The following is a 25,511-nucleotide window of genomic DNA, read 5'->3' on the forward strand; positions in this document are numbered from 1 at the left end:
ATACTTTCTGTATGAACAGATTTATTACCAGGTTATTATTCCACGGAGCCCTATTACTTGGAACGACGGTGTCGTTTGCCCAGACCAATACCGTAGAATTCGGCCAGAATCGCGTGCAGTTCAAGAATTTCAAGTGGCGGTACTACCAGAGTCGGCATTTCAACACCTACTTCGCCCAAAATGGCCTCGAACTGGGAAAATACGTGGTACAAATCGCGGAAAAGGAATTGCCCCAGCTGGAACAGTTCATGGAAACCACCCCTCGCCAACGCATCAACATCGTTGTGTACAACAGCTTTGGCGAAATGAAACAATCCAATATAGGCATTGGCGTTGACTGGCAGAACACCGGCGGCGTTACCAAGCTGGTAGGCAACAAAATGATCGTGTATTTCGACGGCAACCACGAAAACCTCCGCCGGCAGATACGCCAGGGGATTGCCCGTATTATGCTGGAAACCCTGCTCTTTGGGGAAGATATCGGGGAATTTGCCGGAAATGCCGCGCTGATCGACTTCCCGAAATGGTTTACCGACGGCTTCATCGCCTATGCGGCGGAAAACTGGACCGCCCGGGAAGATGAACAACTGAAAGCTATCATCCTCTCCGGAAAATACAATAACTACAACCAGCTGGCCTACGACCATCCCCTGCTGGCAGGCCATGCCTTCTGGTACTACGTGGAAGCCAAGTACGGAAAGGACGCCGTGCCTTACCTGATGTACATCACCCGTATCAACAGGGGCCTGAAAAAAGGTTTTGAGCAGGTGCTGAGTATGACCCCTAAAAAGGCTACGCAGGACTTTATGCTGTTTTATACCAAACGCTTCGCAGACGATAACAAACGCCGGAAAACTTCCGCCAAAGGCCGTACCATCGTAGCCCAGGAAGTCGGTAAAGCCGATTACTTCCGCTTCAACCCTAATCCTAAAAATAATTCCTACGCAGTAGTAGAATTCAAAAAAGGCGTGTATAAAGTACAGATTCAGCTGGGATGGAACAAGCCTAAAGTACTGCTCAGAAGCGGCGTAATGCAGCTGGCCAACCAGCTGGACCCTAACTATCCGCAGATGGCCTGGAATACCAAAGGCAACCGCCTGGCAGTGATCTATGAACACGAAGGCAAAACCAAACTGATGGTCTATGACCTGATCACCCGCATCACCCTGCGCCAGGACCTGCCGCAGTTTGACCGCGTGATCGACTTCAAATACATGCCGGTGATGGAAAACACCCTGCTGCTGTCGGCCGTGAAGAACGGTCATACCGATATCTTCACCTATAACATCAGCAATTCCAAAACCGACCAGATCACCAACGACGTGTATGATGACCTGGAACCATCCTTCGCGGCATTCCCGGGCAAAAGCGGCATCATTTACGCTTCCAACCGCCCCGGCCCCAAAGGCCGCGGTACGGATACCTCGCTGCTGCGCAACCGCTACAACATCTTCATGGTAGATAACTGGAGCAAAAGCGCCGACCGGCAGATTACCCAGCTGACGGACCTGCAATACGGGGATGCGCGCCTGCCCATGCAGTACAACACCACCCACTTTACCTTCGTTTCCGATGCAAACGGTATCCGTAACCGTTATGCCGGGTTCTTTAAATCCCAGAATGTGGGAGTGGATTCCCTCTTCTATGTAGGTTCCGAAATCCTGCATAACCCTGAGAAGGAAGAACTGGACTCCGCCCTGGCAGCCTACGGTACCACCGCGCCGGATTCCGTGGAAACAGTGGTGATCACTAACGACTCCACCTATACGTTCCCGATCTCCAACTACCCTTACGGTATCCAGGAGTCGCGCGTAACCGGGGAGCAGGGCGAAGTATCGGAAGTAGTCGCCTACTCCAATATCAAACGCCTCATGAAGCTCAAGGTAGATACCACTACCCTGAAGAAAAGGAATGTATCCGCCCGTAATACGCACTTCCGCCAGGATCAGATGCACCAGGACAGCATCCGCCTCGGGCTGCCTACGTTTATGGCTCCCCGTAAGGATACCGTCACCCAGCCAAACTTCTTCCAGAATGAGTTTGCCAACGAGCCGGCGGATACCGCCGCGGCGCAGATCAAACTGGTAGATGAAGCGGCGCAGCAGGGCGGCCTGTCTATGTTCGATAAAAAACCGCCTACCCCGTCTATACTCAAGCAGTCCAAACTGCTGCCGTATAAATGGAAGTTCGCATCCGATTATCTCATCCTGCAAATAGATAACTCTATCCTGATCAACAGGTACCAGATCTTCACCGGCCAGCCCGCCTCCCCGATACGGCTTACCGACCCGGTTAACGGGCTGATTCGTATAGGCGTGAGCGATCTGTTCGAAGATGTGAAGATCAACGGCGGTTTCCGCATTCCGTTTGACCTCCAGGGCTCTGAATACTTCATTACCGGCGCTTACCTCAAACACCGGTTTGATTATAAATTCACCTACTACCGTAAGGTAGACAAAAGCGGCTCCGCCCTGCTGATCGATAGTACGCTCAGCCAGGCATTCTGGACGCCGGTGCGGCTGATCACCAACCTTTACCAGGCGGAAATGCGTTATCCGTTTGACCAGGTGAGGAGCATACGCCTGTCAGTAGGTTACCGTACCGATAAAATGGTATGGCAGGCGGATAAACGCGTAAGCCTTAAAGAACCGGACCTGAAGGAAAGCTACATCCTCGGCCGGCTGGAATACGTGTACGATAATACGATCAACCCGGCGATCAATATCTGGAACGGTACCCGTTTCAAAGTATATGGCGATATCAACTCGCAGATCACCAACGGTGGCCTGAACGAGAAGTTCAACCCGCAGGCGCCTGCTGTAAACGGCAGGTTCACCTATAACATGGGTGTGGACATCCGCCACTACGAAAAGATTTACCGCAATTTCATCTGGGCTACCCGCTTTGCGATGGATATGTCCTGGGGCAGCCGCAAAATGATCTACTACCTCGGCGGTATTGACAACTGGCTGAATCCGCAGATACACCGCAACAACCCGGTTGATCCGTCCGTTAACTACGCTTACCAGACGCTGGCCGAAAACCTGCGCGGTTACAAGCAGAACGCCAAAAACGGGAATAACGTGATGCTGCTGAATACAGAACTGCGCCTCCCGGTATTCGCCACCTTCATTGACAAGCCTATCAACTCGGCCATGATCCGCAACTTCCAGGTAACTACCTTCATGGATATCGGTACCGCCTGGAACAAGAAGCTGACCTTCAAGGATGCCAACTACGGCAACTACGGCCAGGCGCCTGAGGTGGTCACCCGCATTAAAGAGGGCTTCCTCGGTCCGTTCATCGGCGGTTATGGATTCGGCGCCCGCACCACTATCGCCGGCTACTTCCTCCGCGTGGATGCCGGCTGGCCAATGGTTGACTTCTTCAAGAGCAAACCAATCTGGTACTTCGGTATGGGTGTGGATTTCTAAGCAAACATTGCCTACATAATAAAAGCAGGTGTATCATTCCAAATGATACACCTGCTTTGTTTTTAGGGATAGCAAGCCGGGGCTGGTTACGCTCTGCGCAACTGCTTTACCAGCGGGTACATCAGGCTGAGGAATACGCCCATGCAGATGGTAAAGGCCCAGGCATGCCGGTTTTCCCAGGGATGGATAAATAAACCGATCATATCCCTGGAGAGCGTCATGGGATCTTTCACCACGTCCCAGCTGTTATAGCGCAGATACCGGCCTATATAAACGCCCAGGCTGCAGAGGAACATCACGGGAATGGAAAACAGCCAGGCAGGCCAGCGGGAATACCTGCTGCTCCACATCTTTTCCATGCTGCGGATGGAGAGATAGCCCAGCATCATTCCATTAACGACAAAGGAGGAAATGAGGAACAGCTCGAACCATACCGGCACGCCGCCGTCGAAGAGATGGAACAGGTCAGTGATGATATACGGCGCATTGGGGATAAACAGCAGCCATACCATGAAGCAGGCGTACCAGTTGAGCCGCTGCTGCATTTCCGCGGGATGCCTTTCCATCCACCGGGTGAGGGCAAACGGAATGTAGGCGAGGAAGAGGTTCCATACCAGGGATGCCCGCAGCATACTACCGGTATAGTATATACGAAAAAGGATGAGCACTAGGCTAAACAGGATGGAGGCGTACAGAATATGATGCACCTGCGGCTTTTCCAGCATACTGCCAATGGCAGCCAGTCGTCTTTTAAACACGTTCATGATGTTGCTATTAATTGGTGAATAGCATAGGGATAAAGAGATTAACCAAACAGGTAAGGCCAGAAGATGCACCCGCCGGTGATAGCGGCGGCAATGGCGGCTACCAGTACGGCGGCAGCGGCCAGGTCCTTGATGAACTTTACCCGTGGATGAATGGCCGGCGATAAATGATCCATCATTTTTTCAATCACGGTATTCAGCATTTCGGTGATCCATACCAGCGCCATTGCCCACAACAGCCATAGCCAGTCGGTTTTGCCCACCCTGAACCAGCAGCCGGCAGTAATTACCGCCACGGTAGCCACTGCGTGTATGCGTGCGTGTGGTTCCGACTTTACAAAGGCAAAGAACCCTGCAAAGGCATACCGGAAACTGGCAAATCGCTTTTTTAAATAGGATGTAGGCATGTCAAAGCTATCTGTTGGCAGTGCATATCACCGGCACTGCGCGTGATGAAATTGTTAAAAAGACTGTTATCAAATTTACTAAAAAACGGCCCCGGAACCATATTAGTATAAGCTTGTCATATCAACCATAGGGGCCGTTGTAGTTTACAGCGTCGTTATACATTTCCAGGCGCCGGCTGCGTTCTGCTCCAGTTGATCTTCCGGCTGTAATACATGATGCCTGCCAGCGTGAAGAAGAGGCCAAAGCTGCCCATGAGCAACGCATAATCTTCCGCGCTGATGATCACGTAAATGAAAGTATAGAACAGGGCCAGCAATCCGCCGATAGTGAGCCCGATGCGGCGCGTGAGCACGGCGCTGGTGTACAGCACTATCAGGCCGATGGTCATGGCGCTGGCAATGATGTAAGCAAGTAAAAAGCTGGTATGCTCCGATAAGGACAGCAGCAGGATGTAGAATACGGAGAGGGCTATCCCGATCAGACCGTACTGGATAGGATGTACCGTGCGGCGCTGCGCAATTTCTACAAAATAATACAGGAAGAAGGTAATGCCGATGATGAGGAAGGCATATTTGATCGCACGGGCGCTCTGTTGGTACACATCGACGGGCGTGATCAGCTTTACGCCAAACTGCTTCGTGTTTACGTGGAACGACATGGGTTTTAAAGGGTTCCAGTTCATGTTCTGTACGATCCATTTGGCCGTAAAACCGCTTTTGGATACCTCGCGGGTGTGCGGCGGGATGTCGCCATAAAAATTAGGGCTTTCCCAGGTGGACTGCAGATTTACTTCCGTGTTTTTGGAAGTAGGCACAAAGTTCAGCGCAGTGCTGCCTTTCAGGTCCATGTCGATAGAGAAGGCATTAACGTCTTCCTTCATCGCACCCGCCGGAATGGAGATTTCCACGATGCCCTCGTTGCCGGCCGACGCATGGATTTCTTCCGTGGTGTTGGCCGGGGCAGCAGTCGTTTCTATGCCGGTGACGTTGGGCTCTGTGGCCAGGGGCTGCCCGTTCCAGGTTATTTTAGGCTGGGAATATACTCCTCCGATGTCTTCAATATTCAACAGCAGCTTTGCTTTGTCCAGGAAAATGGCGGAAGGAGCTTCGTCTGCTTTTTTCAAATCAGCCAGCGAAAAGCTGCCGCTGATCTGCAGTTTGGTATCGTACACCGTAACAGTATAAATGCCCCGTTTGAGTTCAGATGGCTTAACGTTTCCATCCACCTTCACCGACCTGGGGTTAAGGGTAAATGTCCGGTCATGAGCAGCGCTACCCGTTGTTTGATAAGGAATGCTCAGTTGCGGCAACAGGATGCTCTGCTCACCGCCCCAGGTGCGCGCAATGGCAGCCGCTGCGCCTTCGCGCAGCTGGTGGCGCTCTTCCACCAGCGAGCCAATGTTAAACGTAGGCACCAGCAGGAGGATCATGAGAAAAATAATGAATGCGGCCTTGATGGCGTAGGCAAAACGGTCAAAGAAAGAAAGGGGAGCGGATGTGTTTTCCATATTCTGGTATTTAAAAGTACTTTGCATTTCAAAGTGTAAAGACAAAAAAAATTATTTAGTAAACCGGATCATGTGTTCGAGCGCAGCGAGATGGCCTTTGAAAGCCTTTTCGCCCGCGGGTGTGATGGCATAGGTAGTATTGGTTTTACGCCCAATAAACCCCTTATGCACTTTGATATAGCCGTTTTCTTCCAGTGTGTTCAGGTGAGAGGCGAGGTTGCCATCGGTCACTTCCAGCATCTGCTTGAGATCATTAAAATTTATCTCGTCGTTTACCATCAGCACACTCATCACACCCAGGCGTATCCGGCTTTCAAATATCTTATTTAAATTTCCTATCGGATTCATGCTCATGTTTGAAGACTTCCTTTACGTTCATACTTCCACCACATCAAAGCTCCATAAATTATATGACAAAAGCCAAAGCCTATGGCCCAAAAAATTATGCCTTTCTTCAGGAAGAACATATTGATTAAGCCCAGCGCTATCTCTGTAATGCCCAGGTAGCGCACATCCTGCAACGTGTATTTACTTCCGTTCACCAGTGCCAGCCCGTAAAAAATAAGGCAGCAGGGCGCTATGATCTGCGGTACGTTATTATAGATCAGGGCCAGGATAAATACCCCGCCGGTCAGAAACGGAATCGCGCAGTTTATCAGCACCTTCCTGGCCGTATGATCCCATACCGGCAGGTTACTGCGGCGGGCTTTCCGGTAGGTGAACAGGAAGCCGGATAAAAACGCCGCTGCCATAATCACAAACCCCAACACGATCAGCTTTCCCCGCAGGCCGGCGAAATCCAGGTCGTCATAACCGCCACGTATTTCCCAACGATCATAGTAAGCAGCAATCCAGGAATGCGCCAGGTACGCGCCTATCAGCCCTATAATGCCGGCCGATACGCCACTCAGCCCGCTCAGCGCCCTGAAGCGGCTGCTGCGTTCCATGATGTTCCTGATGTCCGTTAATGTCTTGAGATGTTCATGATCTGTCATGATAAAAAGCACTTTGCACTACAAAGCTAATAGAAAATTTTATATGTCAAAATATATTTTTTTGTCATCCCAGCGTTAAGGAAGCCGGCGAGTGTACAGGGTACCTGTAAATGCGCTAATATTGTTCTCTGATATGGTAGACTGGAAAAGAATTATAGCAATCATTTTTATTGTATGTGCCTGGTCCTCAGGCGTAATGGCCCAACAGTACAAGGTAAGCGGAGTTGTCAGAGATGCCCACTCCCAGGAAATTATTCCCTTCGCCACCCTTCAGTTCACCAATACTCAAACCGGAATGGTCAGCAATGCGGAAGGTACCTACCTGTTTGAGCTGAATGTAATCCCGTCGGACTCCCTGCAGGTACGCGTGATGGGTTACAACATCACCAAAATGAAGGTGGACCGCAACCTGAAAGAGCAGGTTATCAATTTCGATATCACCCGCTCCGACGTTTCGCTGAAAACACATGAAATAAAGGCCAACGTTAACTTTGCCCTCATCCTCCTCCGCCAGATCATCCGTCATAAACCGGAGAACAATTACAACCGGCTGGATAACTATAAGTACCAGGTCTATAATAAACTGGAGCTGGATATGAAAAACCTGAACAAGGAAAAATTATCCAAAAACAGGTTCACCAAACCATTCGCTTTTATCCTCGATAATATTGACAGTACCTCGGAAGACAAACCTTTTCTGCCCATTTTCCTGACCGAATCTTTATCCGATTACTACTACCAGGCAAAACCGCATAAAACGAAGGAAGTCATCAAAGCGGCCCGTACTTCCGGCATCGATAACGAAAGCGTACATAAGTTCCTCGGGGGGATGTACCAGAACATCAATATCTACGATAACTTCATCCCCGTATTCGATAAACAGTTTGTGAGCCCTATCAATAACAACGGGGCTTTCTACTACGATTATAAGATTGCGGACACGCAATACGTTAATAACCAGCGGTTCATCAAACTCAACTTTACGCCTAAACGTAAAGGGGAAAACGTGTTCGTGGGCGACATCTGGGTACACGATACCACCTACGCGGTGCAGAAAACGACGCTGTCCGTACCCTCCGCCGCCAATATTAACTTTGTACGGAAAATCAGCCTGGTACAGGAGTTCCGGCAGCTGGAAGACAGTACCTGGTTTTTATACAAGGATAAATTTGTGGCCGACTTCTGGGCGCCCAGCCCCAAACCCGGTAAAACGCTCGATTTCATAGGCCGGAAAACCACCACCTATACGGACGTTATTACCAACGATACCGCCGCCACGAATATATTCGGGGATAAACGCTATCCGGAGGCCATCACCCTGCTGGACAGTGCCCGTTTCCGCCACGAAGCCTTCTGGGACAACAACCGCCCGGAACTGCTGAGCAAAAACGAAGCAGGCATTTACAAAATGGTGGACAGCCTGCAAAACATGCCCCTGTTCCAGAAATATTCCAATACCATCAAGTTCCTCGCCACCGGCTATAAGCCATTCGGCCTGCTGGAATGGGGCCCTTACTGGTACGCGTTTTCCAAGAACAGGCTGGAAGGGTTCCGCATGCGGCTCGACCTCGGCACCACCACCAAATTCAATAAGGACCTGTACCTCTATGGCTACCTCGCGTATGGCTTCAGCGACGAAGCGTGGAAAGGTAAGATGTCCGCCCTGTGGCTGCTGAAACGCCATCCCCGGATGTACCTCTACGGCGCCTACTCCCGCGATCTTGACAATGGCTCGCACTACTATGATGAAGTAGGTTCCGATAATATCTTTACCCTGGCCATCCGGAAAAGCGGCGTACCGCAAAAGTTTCTCCTGGCCGATGAAAAACGCGTGGAATTCTTCAAGGAATACTACAGCGGCTTTTCCCACCAGGTAACGCTGGCGCATAAACGCCTGCGCCCATTCGAACCGCTGCCTACCATTGAAGCCTTCAAGAATTTCAGCAGTAAAGGCGATCCCATGACCAGCATGGAAGTGGAGCTCAAACTCCGCTATGCTTTCCAGGAAGAGTTCCTGGAGGGCGACTTTTACCGCTACAGCCTGGGCAGTAAGTACCCGATCGTGGAACTGAAATACGCGCTCGGTATCCCGGGTATCGCCAACAGCAGCCAACAGTATAATAAACTCACCCTCAGTGTAAGCGACTACGTTAAACTGCCGCCTTTCGGAACGTTGTACTATAACATCTACGGTGGAAAAATATTCGGAACGCTGCCTTATACTTCTCTCGAAGTACACCCGGGTAATGAAATCTATTACTACAACAAGTATGCGTTCAACATGATGAACCGCTTCGAGTTTCTCAGCGATCAATACGCCGGATTCAACGTGGAACATACCATCGGCAACGGCATCTTCGCTTATATCCCGCTGATCAAAAAGCTGAAATGGCGCCAGTTCTGGACAGCCAAAGGGGTAGTGGGTTCCCTCTCGGATGCCAACAAACAGCTGAACCTCTATAACGGTTATCCGTTTAAAACGCTGGAAAAAAATCCATATGCGGAAGTGGGAACCGGTATTGAAAATATCTTCAAATTCCTGCGGGTCGATTTTGTATGGAGGGTAGCGCCGGCGGCTTTGCCGGACGAGCCTAAGAGCAAGCGTTTCGGGGTATTCGGCAGCTTCAAACTTACATTCTAAAAATATACCGGAGAGATGGCGCTGCCATCTCTCCGGTGGTTTTATACCTGGTCCAGCGCTTCGCAAATCACCTTGCAGGCGTGGATAATCTGTTCTTCCGTAATGATCAGCGGCGGCGCAATGCGCATGCAGTCGGAAGCAAACAGGAACCAGTCCGTCAGCACTCCGTGCGCAATGCAATAATCAATCGCTTTCTTGTTGACCTCAAAGCTTTCCAGCTGCACGGCCATCATGAGGCCGAGGGAGCGTACCGCCTTTATTTTCGGGTGTTGCAGGTGTTGCAGGAAAAGTTCTCCTTTCGCTTTCACGTCCTTCACCATGTTTTCCTGCAATAAGGCTTCGAATGCGGCTTTGCCGGCAGCGCAGTTTACCGGATGGCCTCCGAAGGTAGTGATATGCCCGAGTATGGGAGCATTCGTCAGGCTCCACATAATGTCTTTGGAGGAGATAAAAGCGCCGAGCGGCATACCGCCTCCCAATGCTTTCCCGAGTATCAGTATATCCGGTTCGATACCCAGCTGCTGAAACGCCCACAGCGTGCCATTACGTCCAAGGCCGCACTGCACCTCGTCCAGCACCAGCAAAGTGCCGGTAGCAGTGCATTTTTGGCGGAGTGCGTGTATCCATTCAGGTTGTGGCACAATCACGCCGCCTTCCCCCTGTACGCTTTCCGTAATAACGGCGGCGGTATGTTCGGTAATCAGTTCCAGGGATTCGAAATTGTTGTATTCCAGGTGTTGAATGCCCGGTAAGAGCGGCCGGTAGGCATTCCTGAAGTATTCATCCCCGAGGATGCTGAGGGCGCCCTGTGTAGAGCCGTGGTAACTGCGGTTAAACGCCGCAATCTCCGTGCGGCCGGTATAGCGTTTGGCCAGCTTCATGGCGCCTTCTACGGCTTCCGCGCCGGAGTTGGTGAAGTACACGCAGTTGAGGTGCGCCGGCAGATGATCCGTCAGCAGTTTGGCATAGGCAACCTGCGGCGACTGTACAAACTCTCCGTACACCAGCAGGTGCATGTATTGCTGCGCCTGCTCCTGGATGGCCTTTACCACCGCAGGATGGCAGTGCCCTACGTTACATACGCTGATGCCGGCAATCAGATCGAGGTATTGCTTCCCGTCCGCATCCCACATGTACATTCCTTCCGCCTTCACGATTTCCAATGCCAGCGGCGCGTCCGTTGTTTGCGCTACATGCTGCAAAAAAAGTTGCCTGTTATTCATATCTCATTCACACTATTACCTGCGAAGTTAGAAAACAACTGGTAATTACTAATTGTTATATTTGTACACCAAGCGCTAAAACTCTTATATATGGCTCATATTCTGCCCTTAAATGGTCACACACCACAACTCGCTGACGACATCTTTATCGCTCCCAATGCCACCATCGTAGGCGATGTAGTGATGGGAAAAGGCTGCACCGTATGGTTTAACGCCGTGGTTCGCGGCGATGTAAACAGCATCCGTATAGGCGAAAACGTAAATATCCAGGACGGCGCCGTTATTCACTGCACCTACCAGAAGTCGCAGACGATTGTAGGTAACAACGTATCCATCGGTCATAACGCCATCCTGCACGGTTGCAAGGTTGAGGACAATGTACTGATCGGCATGGGCGCCATCGTGATGGACAATGCCCGCATCAGCAGCAACAGTATTATTGCCGCAGGCGCCGTAGTACTGGCGGATACGCATGTGGAACCCGGTACCATCTGGGCAGGCGTGCCGGCCAAAAAGGTGAAGGATATTGATATGGCGCTCATCAACGGCGAAATCAACCGTATTTCAAAGAATTACGCCATGTACGCCTCCTGGTACGAGGATGTGCTGCCGAAAGAAAAAACGCTTTAAGAAAATTCATTATATTGCAGGCAAATATCCTCCTATGAAATCTCATATTTGCCTGCTTTTATTGGGTTGTATCCTGCTGGTAAGTTGTGCTTCGCAAGAAAAGGGATGCCCGTCTTCCAACTACTACACAAAAGAGATTAAAACCCACAACCGGAAAGCCGGCAAGCAGATGGGAAGATTGTTTTAAACCTTATCTGCCATGAAGAAAGCCCTGTTTATCCTACTGCTGCTCGTCGCAGCCGTTACCGCCTGCCGTACGCAAAAGAAAGGCTGTCCGCAGCCCCGCCGCAACTGGGGTGCTGAAAAAGTGCTGGACGAGCTGAACTCGCCCTTCAGGAAAAAATAAGGGAGTTGTCATGACATCCCGGGGAGCTTTTCCAGGTCAATACTCCTTCTCGTTGATGGTTTCCAGGATGGTCGCATAACTCACATACCTGTCCACATTAATTTTACCTTCATTGACGGCCTCTTTTACGGCGCATCCCGGCTCGTTAATATGCAAACAGTTATTGAACTGGCATTCGCTCAGGTAGGGCACCATTTCCAGGAAATAATGTGATAGTTCCGCTTTGGGGATATCCACAATGCCGAACTCCCGCACGCCGGGCGTGTCAATCAGCCTGCCTCCATCCGGCAGGTCGTACATTTCGGCGGAAGTAGTGGTATGGAGGCCCTTACCGCTCCATCCGCTCACGGCGGTGGTACGGAGGTCCAGGCCGGGCAGCAGGTCGTTGATCAGGGAGGATTTACCTACGCCGGAATGGCCGGAAGCCAGCGTGGTTTTATCTTTCAGGAGGGCCCGCACTTCGTCGATACCGTCTTCTTCCTTTGCGGAAATCAGCATAACGGGGTAGCCTATACTGGTGTATAACTCGTGCAGCTCCTCGTACCGCTCCATTTCCTTATCCTTGTAAATATCCTTTTTGTTGAAGATAAGCACTACGGGAATGTGGTAAGCAGCCGCCGTAACAAGGAAGCGATCGATAAAGCCCTGGGAGGTTTTCGGCTCCTTCAGGGTGCAGATCAGGATGGCCTGATCCAGGTTGGCCGCTACAATATGTTTTTTATTCCGGCCATGGGGAGAGCTGCGCACGATGTAATTCCTGCGTTCTCCAATGTCCGTGATCATCGCATTGGCGGTATCTCCCTCTTCCGGTTCAATCTCCACCAGGTCGCCAACGGCCACGGGATTCGTGGAAGTGATATCTTCATTCTTTTTAAAGATACCCTTCATTCTCGCCTGGTAAATCGCGCCATCGTTGGTTTTTACCACATACCAACTGCCTGTTGACTTGTATATTGTAGCTTGCAATGCCTCGTGTTTAATAATTGATGCTCAAAGTTAAGAATAAAAAAAATGCCCCGCCGGGTGGGCAGGGCATTGCGGTATAAGTTAATGCGGTTTATGGTAAACTGCGGAAGAGCGTGTATCTCAGCAGCGTCTCCAACAGGATGCATGCCAGCGCGATCATTGCCAACGGGAAGAAGTGTTCTGCAAACTTCTTGTAGGAAGTGATTTCCACCTTGGTTTTCTCCATCTGGTCAATTTCGTCGTACACATGTTTCAGGTCGTTGGTATTGGTAGCGCGGAAGTACTGTCCGCCGGTTTCCTTGGAAATCTTTTTCATCAGCGGCTCATCGATCTGCACGTCCTGCATCACCGTTTGCACGGAGCCATCCGGCATCGGCATCGGGAACGGCGCCTTGCCTACGGTACCCACGCCAATGGTGTAAACGCGGATCTTGAACGCCTTGGCTATTTCCAGTGCAGTGAGCGGGTCTACGAGGCCGGTGTTATTCACCCCATCCGTCAGGAGGATGATCACCTTGCTTTTCGCATGGCTGCTCCGCAACCTGTCTACCGAAGTGGCCAGCCCCATACCGATGGCGGTACCATCCTGCAGCATGCCGCTTTTCACCTGCATGATCTGACTTTTCAATACGCCATGATCCGTAGTGATAGGGCATTGGGTAAAGCTTTCGCCGGAGAAGACCACGAGGCCGATGCGGTCGCTGATGCGTTTATCCACAAAGTCCATCGCTACATTCTTCGCCGCTTCCAGCCTGTTGGGCTGCAGGTCCTGCGCCAGCATACTTCCGGAGATGTCGATCGCCAGCACGATGTCTATACCTTCGCTGTCGATATTCTCCGAGGTATTACTCGTTTGCGGGCGGGCCAGCGCTGTTACCAGCGCTGCGAAGGCCAGCAAACGCAATACCAGCAGCAGTGGCCGGAAGCGGACTTTCCAGGAAACCGGGAAGCCTTTCAGCCCTTGTAATGAGGACAGCATCATTACGCCCTGCTGTTTTTTACGCCTGGATATATACCAATAGACCATCACCGGCGCCAGCAGCAGTAGCCAGAAGAATGCCGGGTGGGCAAATTCAATATTTTTCCAAGTAGATAGATCCATTAATATCTGATTATATCCTTTCTGTTAATGTTATGCTTCCTGGGTGACCACGCCTTCCCCGGAGGTTTCCTCTGCTTTCGGGCGTGTCCATTCCAATATTTCCTCCGCTTTCTGCATGCAGGTGAGGTGTTCATCTGCACTGGGCTGCAGCTTCGCGAATTTGGCCAGGTCAGCAACGGCCAATATGCTGCGCAACTTGTCCCTTTGCTGGTTAAGCTTGGTAACAGGCTTGATGTTTTGTAACAGTTCCTCTGAAGTTTGTTCCAGCGCGGCAATGCCGAACTGGTGCTCAAAGTAGGTACGCAAAATATCGGTGAGGCGGGTATAATAGCCTTTCACATCGCCGTTTTCCCATACCTTATCTTCCTTCAGGGCTTTCAGTTGTTGCATGGCCAGCTCATACGGTGTAACCGTTGGCGTTGGTACTTCAGGCACGCTCTTTTTACGGGTGCGCAGGTACCAGATGATACCGATGATGATCAGCACCAGCAGCATACCGCCTGTGATCTCCATCCAGTAGTCCCATATCCGCCAGGGCGCTGCCACAACGGATTTGATGGGCTTGAACGCCTTCGTGGTGTCTACCGCTACGGTGCCTACATCGATGCCTACAGGCTGGGTGTAGAGGGAATCCGCCAGCGAGCTGTTGTTTTGCAGCACTTCAAACCGCATGGCCGGGATTTCCCAGTGGCCGGAGTCGAAGCTGGTGATCACGAAGGTTTGCCCCAGTACTTTCAGCTTATCATCGCCGCTGGTATCTACGGAAGAGCGGGATACCACTTCAAAATGATCCAGCGAATCCGGCAGTATAGGGAAGCCCAGGCGGATGCCCTTCAACTGTTCGGCCGGTATGGTAGCCGTCAACCGGAGTTTTATCTGTTCCCCGATCCTGATACTGGTAGTGTCCACGCCGGCATGCACTTCAGGCGCCGTCTGCGCCAGCAGTGTGCCGGGCAGTACCAGGCCCGGTAAAAAACATAAAAAAAGACGGATGATTATTTTTTGTATGTACATGATTTCTTTGCTCCGCTTTATGCTCTGTTGAGGAAAAATGTTTGCAATGCCTTTACATAATCCTCGTCGGTACGTACGGATACGAGTTCCGCACCGCTTTTCAGGAATGCGTTTTTGCAGTATTGCGCATGCTGCGCAAACTGCCGCTCGTAGTACTGCCGTACCTGTCTGTCATTGGTATCGATCCACTGCACGGCGCCGGTTTCCGCATCGGACACCTGTATGAGCCCTACGGCCGGCAGTTCCTTATCCCGCTGGTCATACACGTGTACGCCTACCACATCATGCCTTTTGGAGGCGATGTTGAGGGCATCCTGGTAATCATCGGAAAGGAAGTCACTCAGCACGAATACGATACTTCTCTTTTTTGTCGCGTTATTGAAGAAACGCAGCGTTTCCTTCAGGTTAGTTCCTTTTCGTTTAGGCGTAATCGATAGGAGCTCACGGATAATGAAAAGGATATGCGATTTACCTTTTTTAGGAGGGATATATCTTTCCATTCCATCGCTGAAGAAGATGACGCCTACCTTATCGTTGTTGTTGATGGCGGAAAAGGCCAGCACGGCGCACAGCTCGGTAATCAGGTGCCGTTTGTCCTGCTTCTTTGTGCCGAAGGCGGAGCTTTCGCTCACGTCGACGAGGAGCATTACGGTCAGTTCCCTTTCTTCCTCAAATACTTTGATGAAGGGCGTATTGAAGCGGGCGGTTACGTTCCAGTCGATAGAGCGTACATCATCCCCGAAGTGGTATTCCCTTACTTCGCTGAACGACATACCACGGCCTTTGAAGGCGCTGTGATATTCGCCTGCAAATATGTGATTGGTAAGACCTTTTGTTTTGATCTCAATCTGTCGGACCTTTTTAAGTATTTCAGCAGTATCCACCTGGTAAGTATTTGTGTGACGAAATGAGGTTGCGGGCAGGAGTGCAGCTATTAAGGCACTTCTACCGCGTTCAGGATTTCGCTGAGGATATTTTCGCTGGTAACGTTCTCTGCTTCTGCTTCATAGGTGAGTCCAACGCGGTGGCGCATGACGTCGAAGCAGATGCTGCGCACGTCTTCCGGGATTACATAACCTCTGCGTTTCATAAAGGCGTAGGCTTTGGCAGCCAGCGCCAGGTTGATGCTGGCCCTTGGGGAACCGCCGTAGGCGATGAGCGGCTTCAGCTTCTGCAGTTTATAGTCTTCCGGATTACGGGTCGCAAAAACGATATCGATGATATATTTTTCGATCTTCTCATCCATGTACACCTCGCGCACCAGCTTACGCGCTTCCAGGATATCGGAAGGCTGGATAACCGGGCGGATTTCTGGCGTAGCCTGCGGGTTCAGGTTCTGGCGGATGATATGACGTTCTTCTTCCCGGGTAGGATAGCCGATCACCACTTTGAGCATGAAACGGTCTACCTGCGCTTCAGGGAGCATATAGGTACCTTCCTGCTCGATCGGGTTTTGGGTAGCCAGTACCAGGAAAGGCTCGTCCAGTTTGAAAGTGCTGTCGCCAATGGTGATCTGTCTTTCCTGCATGGCTTCCAGCAGGGCGCTCTGAACCTTGGCCGGGGCGCGGTTGATCTCATCCGCCAGGATAAAGTTGGCGAAGATAGGACCACGGCGTACCATGAATTCGTTGCGTTGCTGATTATAGATCATTGTACCGATAACATCCGCCGGCAACAGGTCGGGCGTAAACTGAATACGGCTGAATTTACCATTGATGGCAGATGACAGGGATTTGATGGACAGGGTTTTAGCCAAACCCGGCACACCTTCCAGCAGCACGTGCCCCTGGGCCAGCAGGCCGATGAGCAGGCGCTCTACCATGTATTTCTGCCCTACGATTACTTTACCCAGCTCCAAGTTTAACAGATCCACGAAGGCGCTGGCCTGGTGAATCTTCTCATTCAGTTGTCGGATGTCGGATGATGTATTTTCCATGCTAATTATTTTTCAGGTGTGCTAAAATAATCATTCTTAGAACAAATAAAACTTATCACTATGTGAATGGCCCGTTAAAGTGCTGTTAAACTTGCCACCGTGGCGGGTCTTGCTCATTTTTACCCCCTCCGGCCGCCCAAATTAATAAAGCGCTTCCTTTTATCATAATAATTTAGCTTGGTGTACATTTGCTGTTCAAGCTAAATTTATAGACTATGGAGGACTTCGCGCAACGCTGGAAACCTATAGAGGATATGCTCACAGAAAGATTCGGCAAGACCCCGAATATGGAAGCGATACTGTTTCTCATAGGCATGAACGAAATTAATAACCTGAAAAAGAAATACACCAAAGAACAGAAACAGGACCTGATGCACGTGGCCGTATGCACCCTGCTCAGCCAGAGCGGCTATTTTGAGCTGGAAGGCTACGATAAGGACGGATGGCCGCATTTTAAAGAAGTACAGCCCGTTCCTAAAATGGAAATGGCGGAACAGGAACAGTTTTTAAAAGAACACATCATTGCTTACTTTAACGAAAAGGAAGACTAACCTCATTATGAAAAAATTGTTACTCCTTGGCGCCCTGCTGCTGGTAGTGGCCGTAGCTTTTGCTAAGAACCGCAAAGTGAAGATCATTACGCCCTATGGCACCATGATCGTGCAGTTGTACGACCAGACGCCGAAGCACCGGGACAACTTCATCAAACTCGCCCGCCGTCACTTCTACGACAGTACGCTGTTTCACCGGGTGATCAAAAATTTTATGATACAGGGCGGCGATCCGGATTCCAAACACGCTAAACCCGGTCAGCAATTAGGCGAAGGAGATGTGGGTTATACCATTCCTGCGGAGTTCGAGCTGGACCTCTTCCACCGCAAAGGCGCGCTGGCGGCGGCCCGGGAAAACCGGCCGGACAAAGCATCTTCCGGCTGCCAGTTCTATATCGTGCAGGGGAAGGTTTTCACCGACGGGCAGCTGGACACGCTGGAAAGAACCCGCCTCGGCGGCCGCAAAATACCGCTGGATCAGCGGGAGGTGTACAAAACCGTTGGCGGCACGCCACACCTGGATCAGAGCTACACCGTGTTTGGCCAGGTGATAAAAGGCATGGATATTATTGACAAAATTGCCGCTGCCAAAACCGATAAAAATGATCGCCCGGAAGCCGATATTCCCATGAAAATCAGGCTGAAGAAAAAATGGCTATTCTTTTAGCCGGGAACTCATTGTAATATAACTTTCTGTATTTTTACGGCTCAAAAATCAAACTTGTATGAATTTTCCATCCAATCTGCGTTACACAAAGGACCACGAATGGGTTCTGTTAGAAGGTAACACAGCTACTATCGGTATCACTGAATTTGCTCAACGTGAATTGGGTGACATCGTTTTTGTTGATATTCCAACCGTAGGCAAATCCCTCGGAGCGGAAGAAGTATTTGGTACTGTAGAAGCGGTAAAAACAGTGTCTGACCTGTTCCTGCCTGTTGCTGGTACAATCAACGAAATCAATCCTGAACTGGATGGCAGCCCTGAACTGGTTAACCAGGACCCATACGGCGATGGCTGGATGGTGAAAATGACCGTTAATAACCCTGCTGACGTAGAAGGTTTGCTGGACGCTGCTGCTTACCAGGCGCTGGTAGGCGAATAAGCAGGATAATCATACTTACTATACTTACGAAGGACAACAGGCCGCGTTATTACATGCGCCCGTTGTCCTTCGTGCATAAAGACCTTAAAGGAAACTACGGTAAATGAAAAAGAGATATTTCCTGCCGGCTGCGCTGTGGCTGATTTTGATCATGGTGCTTTGTACGCTGCCCGGTAACGACATCCCCAACAACTCATTCCTGGAAAAAATTCATTTTGATAAATTCGTTCACTTCAGCCTCTTCGGCGGTATCGTCTTCTTTCTCAATCTCGCTATTTACTGGGCCCGGAAACAGGTATCCCCCGGCCTGCAGGTACTGTTCGTTCTATTTGCCGCATTGTACGGACTGGCCATTGAATTCATCCAGAAGTACTATACCGTAGGCCGCAGCTTCGACCTCATGGATGCCCTCGCAGATACCATTGGCGCTATCGCGGGCGTTTTCGTCTTCAAGATTTTTATCGCGCTCCTGACAAAAAATAAAACCTCCGGAAAATAAAAATCCCTCCTGAAACCAGGAGGGAATGTATTTTCAGCTTATGAGAAATAAGTGTACCTTAAAATTCTTTATTACTGCTGACCAGCTTCTTTCTTCGCATCAGCCTTCATCTTGTCGTTCGCAAAGATGGAGAACTCAACACGACGGTTTTTAGCACGGCCTTCTTCAGTTTCGTTATCAGCAATCGGCTGAGATTCGCCATAGGCAAAGCCCTGGATACGGGAAGCAGCCACGCCCTGTTTGATCAGGAAAGCGGTTACGCTGTTAACCCTGCGCTGAGACAGACCCATGTTGTACTCGTCTGTACCTTTTGAGTCAGTATGACCTTCTACACGTACATATGTATCAGGATACTTGTTCAGCACTTCAGCCAGTTGGGTAATGCTGTTCTGCGCAGCAGGAGAGAGGTCGGATTTATCGAAACCAAACAGTACGCCAGCGTCAAACTTCACGTTAATACCTTCACCCACACGTTCTACTGTCGCATTTGGCACTTCGTTTTTAATTTCCTGTGCCTGTTTGTCCATTTTCTTACCGATAATCGCACCGCCGGCGCCACCGATAACCGCACCCAGGATAGCTCCCAATGCCGTGTTACCAGCAACTTTACCGATTACAGCGCCCGCAGCAGCACCGCCGCCTACGCCAATTGCAGCACCTTTCTTAGTATTGTCCATGCTCTGCCAGGTTTTACAACTAAACAGCATTGTTACGGATAAGACCACTGCTACCAGAACATTTAATTTTTTCATCATAGTAATTTTTGATATGAAGGTATTATGTAATTATGAGGATGACGGCTCTCCGTCATTTTCCCTGCTCAACAAATATACTGCCAAAGTCGAATTTCTTAGGCAAATACGTTGCTTTGCAAGTGTTAAAAAATATAAAAAAATCTACAACTATAATTGCATTACCCCCGGAATTACCCAAAAAGATTCTTCAGCACATCCCCGAAACCGGCTCCGCTGTTCCCCTGTTGTTGTTTGGCGCCATTGCTCAGTACATTTTTGAGGTCGTTGAAATCCACATCGCCATCGCCATCTTTATCCAGGCCGCCTTTCAGCTTACCGAGGATTCCGCCGATGTCCATCCCGGAAGAAGCGCCGCCGGTCAGGGAACCGAGGATGCCATCCAGGCTAAAACCTTTGTTGGACGGGTCATTCGTTTTGTTAACCAGGGATCCCAGCACCGCAGGGATCAGGCTGCCGGCAATTTGGGTAGCGGCTCCCTTGTCCAGGTTAAATTTCTTTAACAGCGTATCCAGGAAATTGTTGGAAATATTGTTTACCAACGGATTGGCGTTCGTGTCCGACTGACCGCCCAGTAGGCTGAGCACCCCGGCTGTATTGCCGTTGGCCAGCTCCTGTTGCAGGCTGGATGTGATAGATTCCGTGGCAGCCTGTACCACCGCCTGGTTTTGATCATTAGGGACAGCAGGATTGTTAACCACGGCAATTTGCGCGTGCTCCTGAACCAATTGCAGTAATTGCTCGAACATGGTATTATGATTTAAAGTGGGGGAGAAAATACGGTTTCACAACTGGATTAAATGTAGGATTTTTCCAGAAGATACGGACAGATCAGTGAAAAGTTTCTATTAACAAATTGTAAGTGAGCAGGCGCATATAGCCCCCGCTCACAGTTCAAACATTAACGCCGAAGGATTAACTGAAACAGTGCCGCTATCAGCTGCCCTGCTTCAGTTTCTCCGCATTTTCAGCAAAGGCAAGCGCCTCGATCATATCTTTGATATCGCCGTTCATGAACGCATCCAGGTTATAGACAGTCATCCCGATCCTGTGATCCGTTACGCGGCCTTGCGGATAGTTGTAAGTCCTGATTTTGGCAGAGCGGTCGCCCGTGGATACAAGGCTCTTACGCTGGCTGGCAATGGCGTCCTCATGCTTGCGCACTGCCGCTTCGTAGATGCGGGTACGGAGCATTTTCATGGCCAGGTCGCGGTTGGAGTGCTGGCTGCGGCCTTCCTGGCATTCCACCACCACGCCGGTAGGGATGTGCGTCAGGCGCACGGCGGATTCCGTCTTGTTTACGTGCTGGCCACCTGCACCGCTGGAACGGAAGGTATCCATCTTGATATCGGCTTCACGGATTTCCACGTCCACGTCTTCCGCTTCCGGCAGCACCGCCACGGTAGCCGCGGAGGTATGCACACGGCCGGAGGCTTCCGTTGCCGGCACACGCTGCACACGGTGTACGCCTGATTCAAACTTCAGGGTACCATATACGTCATCTCCAGTTACTTCCAGCACCACTTCTTTATAACCGCCGGCAGAACCGGGGTTTTCGCTGATTACGCTGGTGCTCCAGCCTTTCAGCTCGCAGAAACGGAGGTACATGCGAAGGAGGTCGCCCGCAAAGAGGCTGGCCTCATCCCCACCGGTACCGGCGCGGATCTCCAGCATCGCGTTCTTCTCGTCCTGCGGATCCTTAGGGATCAGCAGGTTGCGGATATGCTCTTCCTGCGCTACCTTCTGCTCCTGGAGTTGTTCGGTTTCGGCTTTTGCAAGTTCGCGCATCTCCTCATCTCCGCTATCCAGCACTTCTTTATTAAAGGCGATATTGTCCAGCAGGTTGCGGTAGGCATCATAGGCCTTTACAATCTTCTCCAACTGACGGTATTCCTTACTCAGCTGGCCAAACTTTTTGTTATCACTTACCACCTCGGGGTTGGTAAGGGCCAACGATACCTGTTCAAATCGGCCTTTTATAGCTTCCAGTTTGTCTATCATAATTATCTTTGACTTTTGAGTATTCCACCCAATGGGGTAGAAACGCTACTCAATCGGGATGCAAAATTAACATCATTCACGTAATTAAACACCAGGGTTGTTGAAACAGATCAAATTAAAGGGAAAAGATATATTTGACGGGCATCGGTTTTTAGGTGGAAATAAAGTGCTGCTGCTCGACGAAAGTGGCGTGGTTACTGGCATTACAGACGAATCAGCCGCGGGTGAAGCTATCCGGGAAGTGGATGGCATCCTCCTGCCGGGCTTTGTAAATACGCATTGCCACCTGGAATTATCCCACATGAAAGGCGTCATTCCTGAAAAAACGGGGCTTCCGGCCTTCCTCACGCAGGTAATGCAGCGCCGGGCGTCCGGGGCAGCGGACCCTCAGGCGGCCATGGCGACAGCGGCACAGGCCATGTGGAATGCGGGTGTTAACGCGGTGGGTGACATCAGTAACGGTGACTCTTCTCTCCCCCCTAAAAAAAATAGTACTCTTTACTTCCACACGTTTGTGGAATGTATGGGCGTTGCGGATGCCGGCGCTGAAAGCCGCTACCAGTACAGTTTGGGCGTATTGGAAGCTTTCCGGCAGATCAACGGCCGCCTGCACCAGTGCTCCCTCGTGCCGCATGCGCCCTATTCCGTGAGTAAAACGCTGTTCGAGAAACTGGCCGCTACGCCGGATAATACGCCGGTCAGCATCCACAACCAGGAAACGGCGGCGGAAAATCAGCTTTTTGGCAGCAAAACCGGGGATTTCATGCAATTTTACGCCACATTTAACATGGATATCTCCGGGTTCGAGCCCACCGGCGGCAATAGCATCGAGGCTTACCTGCCGTATTTTGCCGGCCAAAAGCTCCTGCTGGTGCATAATACTTTTACCTCCGAAGCGGATATCCGCTTTGCTCAGTCGCAACCGCTGGAAACCTGGTGGTGCCTGTGCCCCAACGCCAACCTGTATATAGAAGACCGCCTGCCGGATATTGCGTTGCTCCGAAAAATGAATTGCAATATTGCGATTGGTACGGACAGCCTGGCTTCCAATCACCAGTTGTCAGTTTGGGAAGAGATTAAAACCATCCGGGCGCATTTTCCCGGCATTCCGCTCGAAGAGCTGTTGCAATGGGCCACCAGCAATGGCGCCGCGGCGCTGGGTATCAGCGGCCGGTACGGCAGTTTCACGCCTGGCAGCCAGCCGGGAGTATTGCTGCTGAACGAAGAAGTGATGCGACTGTTCTAAATAAATTAGCCGCCTAAGCATTTATACGGCAGAATTTCCGGAAATTCGGGCCCGCCGGGTGCATACCGGCATCAAAAATTATCACCTCCCGTGAATATGAATAAGTTTTTGGATACCATTATCCTCGATAACCCGGTCAGGGATTACCTGATACTGATTGGGGTACTGCTCTTTGTAACCGTGATCAAACGGTACCTGTCAAAAATTGTGGCGGCATTGCTGTTTAGGCTGGTCAAGCGCTGGTCGCCCCTGATTGAGCAAACCAGCTTTGTGGAGCTGCTGCTGAAGCCACTGGAATTCTTCTTCCTGCTGGTGACCTTCATGTTTACGATCGACAGGTTTAAATTCCCGTCCGTCCTGAATGTGAACGTCTACGGGAAGGCCACGTTGCAGCATGTGACGGACACCCTGCTGGAGCTGGCGCTCACCATGAGCATCATCTGGATCGTATTGCGATTGATCGATTTTGTGGCGCTGGTGCTGGAAAAGAAGGCGGATCAAACGCCGGATATGACGGACAACCAGTTTGTTATTTTCTTCCGCGACTTTTTTAAAGCGATCATCTTTATCATGGGGGCCATTGCCTTCATCCGGATACTGTTTGGCGTGGCGCTGGTAGAAAAGATCATTGCGGGTCTTGGAATTGGCGCGGCGGCCCTTGCCCTTGCAGCCAAAGAGAGCATCGAAAACCTGATCGGCTCTTTCATTATTTTCTTCGACAAACCTTTTAGGGTAGGCGACAACGTTAAGGTAGACGCTTACCAGGGGACTGTAGAAAAGATAGGGCTGCGCAGCACGCGCATACGTACATTGGAAAAGACTTTTGTGACCGTGCCTAATAAGAAAATGGTTGACAGTATCCTCGATAACCTTTCATTACGTACGCAGCAACGGGTGAACATGAAATTGGAATTGAGCGGGGATACGCCACCGGACCGTATCATGGCGATATTGAAGGACATCCGCGCCATCCTTTCCGGCAATAAAAAAATACTGGAAGGCTTTACCGTGAACCTGCACGATTTCAATAAGGACACCGTACTGGTGCAGGTGATCTTCAACACCTATATTATTGACGGCCAGCAGTACGCCGCGCTGCGGGAGGAGGTCAACCTCGCGATCATGCAGGCGCTGGACAAGGAAGGCATCAAGCTGCCGGGCAGCAGTACCAACGTGGTGTTGCACAACGCATCATAAACAAAAAAGGACGCTTTACGGCGTCCTTTTTTTATGTCTGTCGGAGTATGTTTTTTACTCTTCTCCCTTGGCAGGCTTATCGCCCTTGCTGCTCTTCAGCAGAATGCGGGACAGGTCTGCCTCGATGGACTCCTTGGGAGCGCCTACGATGCGGCCTTCTTCCTTACCATCTTTGAAAACGATGATGGTAGGGACTTTTTTCACTTTGTAATCGGTAGGGGCGTCGGTATTCATTTTCTGGTCAGCGCCAAACATGGTCACCTGCTCTTCCGGGCTGCCACCCATGATCATTACTTTATAGAGTTGTGGAACTACATCGCGGCTGGTTTGATCCCATGTGCCGAGTACCGCTACAATGTTGAAATTGGTACGGTTGGATTTGATATAGTTGAGCATATTATCATTAGGCTGGTAGTCGTTTACCCCTTTATAGAACCAGGCGTACTCGCTACCGTTCATGAGCGTTTTCATGTCGATCTTTCCTTTCAGCACCTTGTCGTTGCTGTTGGATTGAGCCCATGTCAGGGAGGAGACCAGCAAGCCACCACCTAATAGTAACATTTTTAATCGCATAACCTTGTATTTTATAATTGATCTTTCAGTTCGGTCAAAAAACCTCTAACCTTTAGCAAAGCTTGTACCATTTCGAAATTGCGGGCTGCCAGCTTACGGTCTTCCTTCAGCTTTTGCTTGGCCCCTTCGATGGTGTACTTCCTTTCCCGCAGGAGGTGGTAGATAAGTTTCAGGTGTTGAATATCCTCCTGGCGGAACAGGCGGTCACCTTTGCGGTTCTTTTTGGGTTGGAGTATATCAAATTCATTCTCCCAATAACGGATCAGCGAAGTATTTACCTTAAACATAGCGGCAACTTCACTGATGGAATAGTATTGTTTGTCCAATGCCAGTTTGTCCAATTCCATAATCAGATCCGGGTCTTCCGAAAATTCTTTCAATGATTTGCGCCCCCGCTTCCGGCCATTGCCATTGGCAGGAACATCGGCTGCGGAGGGGGCCACCGCCTTCACTTTTGCTTTAGACTTGGGCGCCGCCTTGTTTGCCGGGGGCAAAGGAGGGGGACTTCCTGTTGCGGAGAAAAGGTCTAATTGGTGCATGGCAGTAAAAAACACGTTGAAAAATATCTTTTACGAGCATGAATTTAGCCAATTTACTCCAGCTTTCGTCTATTTATCGTT

General features: G+C 50.5%; 26 protein-coding genes. 10 read left to right on the plus strand and 16 right to left on the minus strand.

Going from position 1 to position 25,511, the window contains the following annotated elements; translation table 11 throughout:
• The first annotated feature begins 11 nt into the window (after positions 1–11).
• Complete coding sequence (locus BOC67_RS16185) at positions 12–3,434, plus strand: hypothetical protein (RefSeq protein WP_291911656.1); 3,423 nt, start codon at positions 12–14, stop codon at positions 3,432–3,434.
• Between the two features lie 86 nt (positions 3,435–3,520).
• Here the strand turns inward: BOC67_RS16185 and BOC67_RS16190 are convergent, their stop codons facing one another.
• From BOC67_RS16190 to BOC67_RS16210, 5 genes are all read right to left on the minus strand, one after another.
• The gene (locus BOC67_RS16190; protein ID WP_291911657.1) at positions 3,521–4,198 is read right to left on the minus strand and encodes a DUF1361 domain-containing protein; all 678 of its coding nucleotides are present in this window, start codon (positions 4,196–4,198) and stop codon (positions 3,521–3,523) included.
• 41 nt (positions 4,199–4,239) lie between these two features.
• Positions 4,240–4,605, minus strand: coding sequence for a diacylglycerol kinase (locus BOC67_RS16195; RefSeq protein WP_291911658.1), 366 nt, complete (start codon positions 4,603–4,605; stop codon positions 4,240–4,242).
• Between the two features lie 155 nt (positions 4,606–4,760).
• Complete coding sequence (gene creD, locus BOC67_RS16200) at positions 4,761–6,113, minus strand: cell envelope integrity protein CreD (protein ID WP_291911659.1); 1,353 nt, start codon at positions 6,111–6,113, stop codon at positions 4,761–4,763.
• A 51-nt stretch (positions 6,114–6,164) separates the two neighbouring features.
• Complete coding sequence (locus BOC67_RS16205) at positions 6,165–6,461, minus strand: transcriptional regulator (RefSeq protein ID WP_291911660.1); 297 nt, start codon at positions 6,459–6,461, stop codon at positions 6,165–6,167.
• Positions 6,462–6,463: 2 nt separating this feature from the next.
• Entirely contained in the window at positions 6,464–7,108 is a 645-nt protein-coding gene (locus tag BOC67_RS16210) for a hypothetical protein (RefSeq protein ID WP_291911661.1), read from the minus strand.
• Between the two features lie 133 nt (positions 7,109–7,241).
• Here BOC67_RS16210 and BOC67_RS16215 point away from each other — a divergent pair, with 133 nt between their 5' ends.
• Complete coding sequence (locus BOC67_RS16215; RefSeq protein ID WP_291911662.1) at positions 7,242–9,749, plus strand: DUF5686 family protein; 2,508 nt, start codon at positions 7,242–7,244, stop codon at positions 9,747–9,749.
• 41 nt (positions 9,750–9,790) lie between these two features.
• On the opposite strand, the gene BOC67_RS16220 is transcribed toward BOC67_RS16215, so the two are convergent.
• Positions 9,791–10,972 (minus strand): aspartate aminotransferase family protein, encoded by a 1,182-nt coding sequence (locus BOC67_RS16220; RefSeq protein WP_291911663.1) that lies wholly within the window; start codon positions 10,970–10,972, stop codon positions 9,791–9,793.
• Positions 10,973–11,062: 90 nt separating this feature from the next.
• On the opposite strand from BOC67_RS16220, the gene BOC67_RS16225 reads away from it, so the two are divergent.
• Both BOC67_RS16225 and BOC67_RS16230 read left to right on the plus strand, forming a co-directional pair.
• Complete coding sequence (locus BOC67_RS16225) at positions 11,063–11,602, plus strand: gamma carbonic anhydrase family protein (RefSeq protein WP_291911665.1); 540 nt, start codon at positions 11,063–11,065, stop codon at positions 11,600–11,602.
• 199 nt (positions 11,603–11,801) lie between these two features.
• Positions 11,802–11,948, plus strand: a complete 147-nt coding sequence (locus BOC67_RS16230) for a hypothetical protein (protein ID WP_291911666.1) — start codon at positions 11,802–11,804, stop codon at positions 11,946–11,948.
• Between the two features lie 36 nt (positions 11,949–11,984).
• On the opposite strand, the gene rsgA is transcribed toward BOC67_RS16230, so the two are convergent.
• The 5 genes from rsgA to BOC67_RS16255 all read right to left on the minus strand — a co-directional run bounded on the left by rsgA (position 11,985) and on the right by BOC67_RS16255 (position 16,966).
• On the minus strand, positions 11,985–12,914 hold the full coding sequence (gene rsgA / locus BOC67_RS16235) for a ribosome small subunit-dependent GTPase A (protein ID WP_291911667.1): 930 nt from the start codon (positions 12,912–12,914) through the stop codon (positions 11,985–11,987).
• Positions 12,915–13,005: 91 nt separating this feature from the next.
• Positions 13,006–14,016 (minus strand): VWA domain-containing protein, encoded by a 1,011-nt coding sequence (locus tag BOC67_RS16240; protein WP_291911668.1) that lies wholly within the window; start codon positions 14,014–14,016, stop codon positions 13,006–13,008.
• Between the two features lie 30 nt (positions 14,017–14,046).
• Positions 14,047–15,030 carry a hypothetical protein gene (locus tag BOC67_RS16245; protein ID WP_291911669.1) on the minus strand — a complete coding sequence of 328 codons (984 nt, stop codon included), beginning with the start codon at positions 15,028–15,030 and terminating at the stop codon, positions 14,047–14,049.
• 17 nt (positions 15,031–15,047) lie between these two features.
• Entirely contained in the window at positions 15,048–15,914 is an 867-nt protein-coding gene (locus BOC67_RS16250; protein WP_291911671.1) for a DUF58 domain-containing protein, read from the minus strand.
• A gap of 50 nt (positions 15,915–15,964) precedes the next feature.
• Positions 15,965–16,966, minus strand: coding sequence for a MoxR family ATPase (locus tag BOC67_RS16255; protein ID WP_291911672.1), 1,002 nt, complete (start codon positions 16,964–16,966; stop codon positions 15,965–15,967).
• Between the two features lie 215 nt (positions 16,967–17,181).
• Between BOC67_RS16255 and BOC67_RS16260 the strand changes: the two genes are divergently transcribed.
• The 4 genes from BOC67_RS16260 to BOC67_RS16275 all read left to right on the plus strand — a co-directional run bounded on the left by BOC67_RS16260 (position 17,182) and on the right by BOC67_RS16275 (position 19,122).
• A complete protein-coding gene (locus BOC67_RS16260) occupies positions 17,182–17,517 on the plus strand; it encodes a hypothetical protein (protein WP_291911674.1) in 336 nt (111 codons plus the stop codon).
• A gap of 7 nt (positions 17,518–17,524) precedes the next feature.
• A complete protein-coding gene (locus BOC67_RS16265; RefSeq protein ID WP_291911675.1) occupies positions 17,525–18,184 on the plus strand; it encodes a peptidylprolyl isomerase in 660 nt (219 codons plus the stop codon).
• Positions 18,185–18,242: 58 nt separating this feature from the next.
• The gene (gene gcvH, locus BOC67_RS16270; RefSeq protein WP_291911676.1) at positions 18,243–18,623 is read left to right on the plus strand and encodes a glycine cleavage system protein GcvH; all 381 of its coding nucleotides are present in this window, start codon (positions 18,243–18,245) and stop codon (positions 18,621–18,623) included.
• A 103-nt stretch (positions 18,624–18,726) separates the two neighbouring features.
• Positions 18,727–19,122 (plus strand): VanZ family protein, encoded by a 396-nt coding sequence (locus BOC67_RS16275; protein WP_291911677.1) that lies wholly within the window; start codon positions 18,727–18,729, stop codon positions 19,120–19,122.
• Positions 19,123–19,193: 71 nt separating this feature from the next.
• Here the strand turns inward: BOC67_RS16275 and BOC67_RS16280 are convergent, their stop codons facing one another.
• From BOC67_RS16280 to prfA, 3 genes are all read right to left on the minus strand, one after another.
• Complete coding sequence (locus BOC67_RS16280; RefSeq protein ID WP_291911678.1) at positions 19,194–19,799, minus strand: OmpA family protein; 606 nt, start codon at positions 19,797–19,799, stop codon at positions 19,194–19,196.
• A 248-nt stretch (positions 19,800–20,047) separates the two neighbouring features.
• Complete coding sequence (locus BOC67_RS16285) at positions 20,048–20,623, minus strand: hypothetical protein (protein WP_291911680.1); 576 nt, start codon at positions 20,621–20,623, stop codon at positions 20,048–20,050.
• Between the two features lie 187 nt (positions 20,624–20,810).
• Complete coding sequence (gene prfA / locus BOC67_RS16290; protein ID WP_291911681.1) at positions 20,811–21,875, minus strand: peptide chain release factor 1; 1,065 nt, start codon at positions 21,873–21,875, stop codon at positions 20,811–20,813.
• A gap of 100 nt (positions 21,876–21,975) precedes the next feature.
• On the opposite strand from prfA, the gene BOC67_RS16295 reads away from it, so the two are divergent.
• A complete protein-coding gene (locus BOC67_RS16295; RefSeq protein ID WP_291911682.1) occupies positions 21,976–23,121 on the plus strand; it encodes an amidohydrolase family protein in 1,146 nt (381 codons plus the stop codon).
• Positions 23,122–23,217: 96 nt separating this feature from the next.
• The gene (locus tag BOC67_RS16300) at positions 23,218–24,318 is read left to right on the plus strand and encodes a mechanosensitive ion channel domain-containing protein (RefSeq protein WP_291911683.1); all 1,101 of its coding nucleotides are present in this window, start codon (positions 23,218–23,220) and stop codon (positions 24,316–24,318) included.
• Positions 24,319–24,372: 54 nt separating this feature from the next.
• Here the strand turns inward: BOC67_RS16300 and BOC67_RS16305 are convergent, their stop codons facing one another.
• Together BOC67_RS16305 and BOC67_RS16310 are read right to left on the minus strand one after the other, a co-directional pair.
• Positions 24,373–24,891, minus strand: a complete 519-nt coding sequence (locus tag BOC67_RS16305; protein ID WP_291911685.1) for a thioredoxin domain-containing protein — start codon at positions 24,889–24,891, stop codon at positions 24,373–24,375.
• Between the two features lie 11 nt (positions 24,892–24,902).
• Positions 24,903–25,430: a MerR family transcriptional regulator gene (locus tag BOC67_RS16310; protein ID WP_291911686.1), complete on the minus strand. Its 528-nt coding sequence runs from the start codon at positions 25,428–25,430 to the stop codon at positions 24,903–24,905.
• Between the last annotated feature and the right edge of the window lie 81 nt (positions 25,431–25,511).

The organism is Chitinophaga sp. CB10, from assembly GCA_001870995.2.
Classification (GTDB): domain Bacteria; phylum Bacteroidota; class Bacteroidia; order Chitinophagales; family Chitinophagaceae; genus Chitinophaga.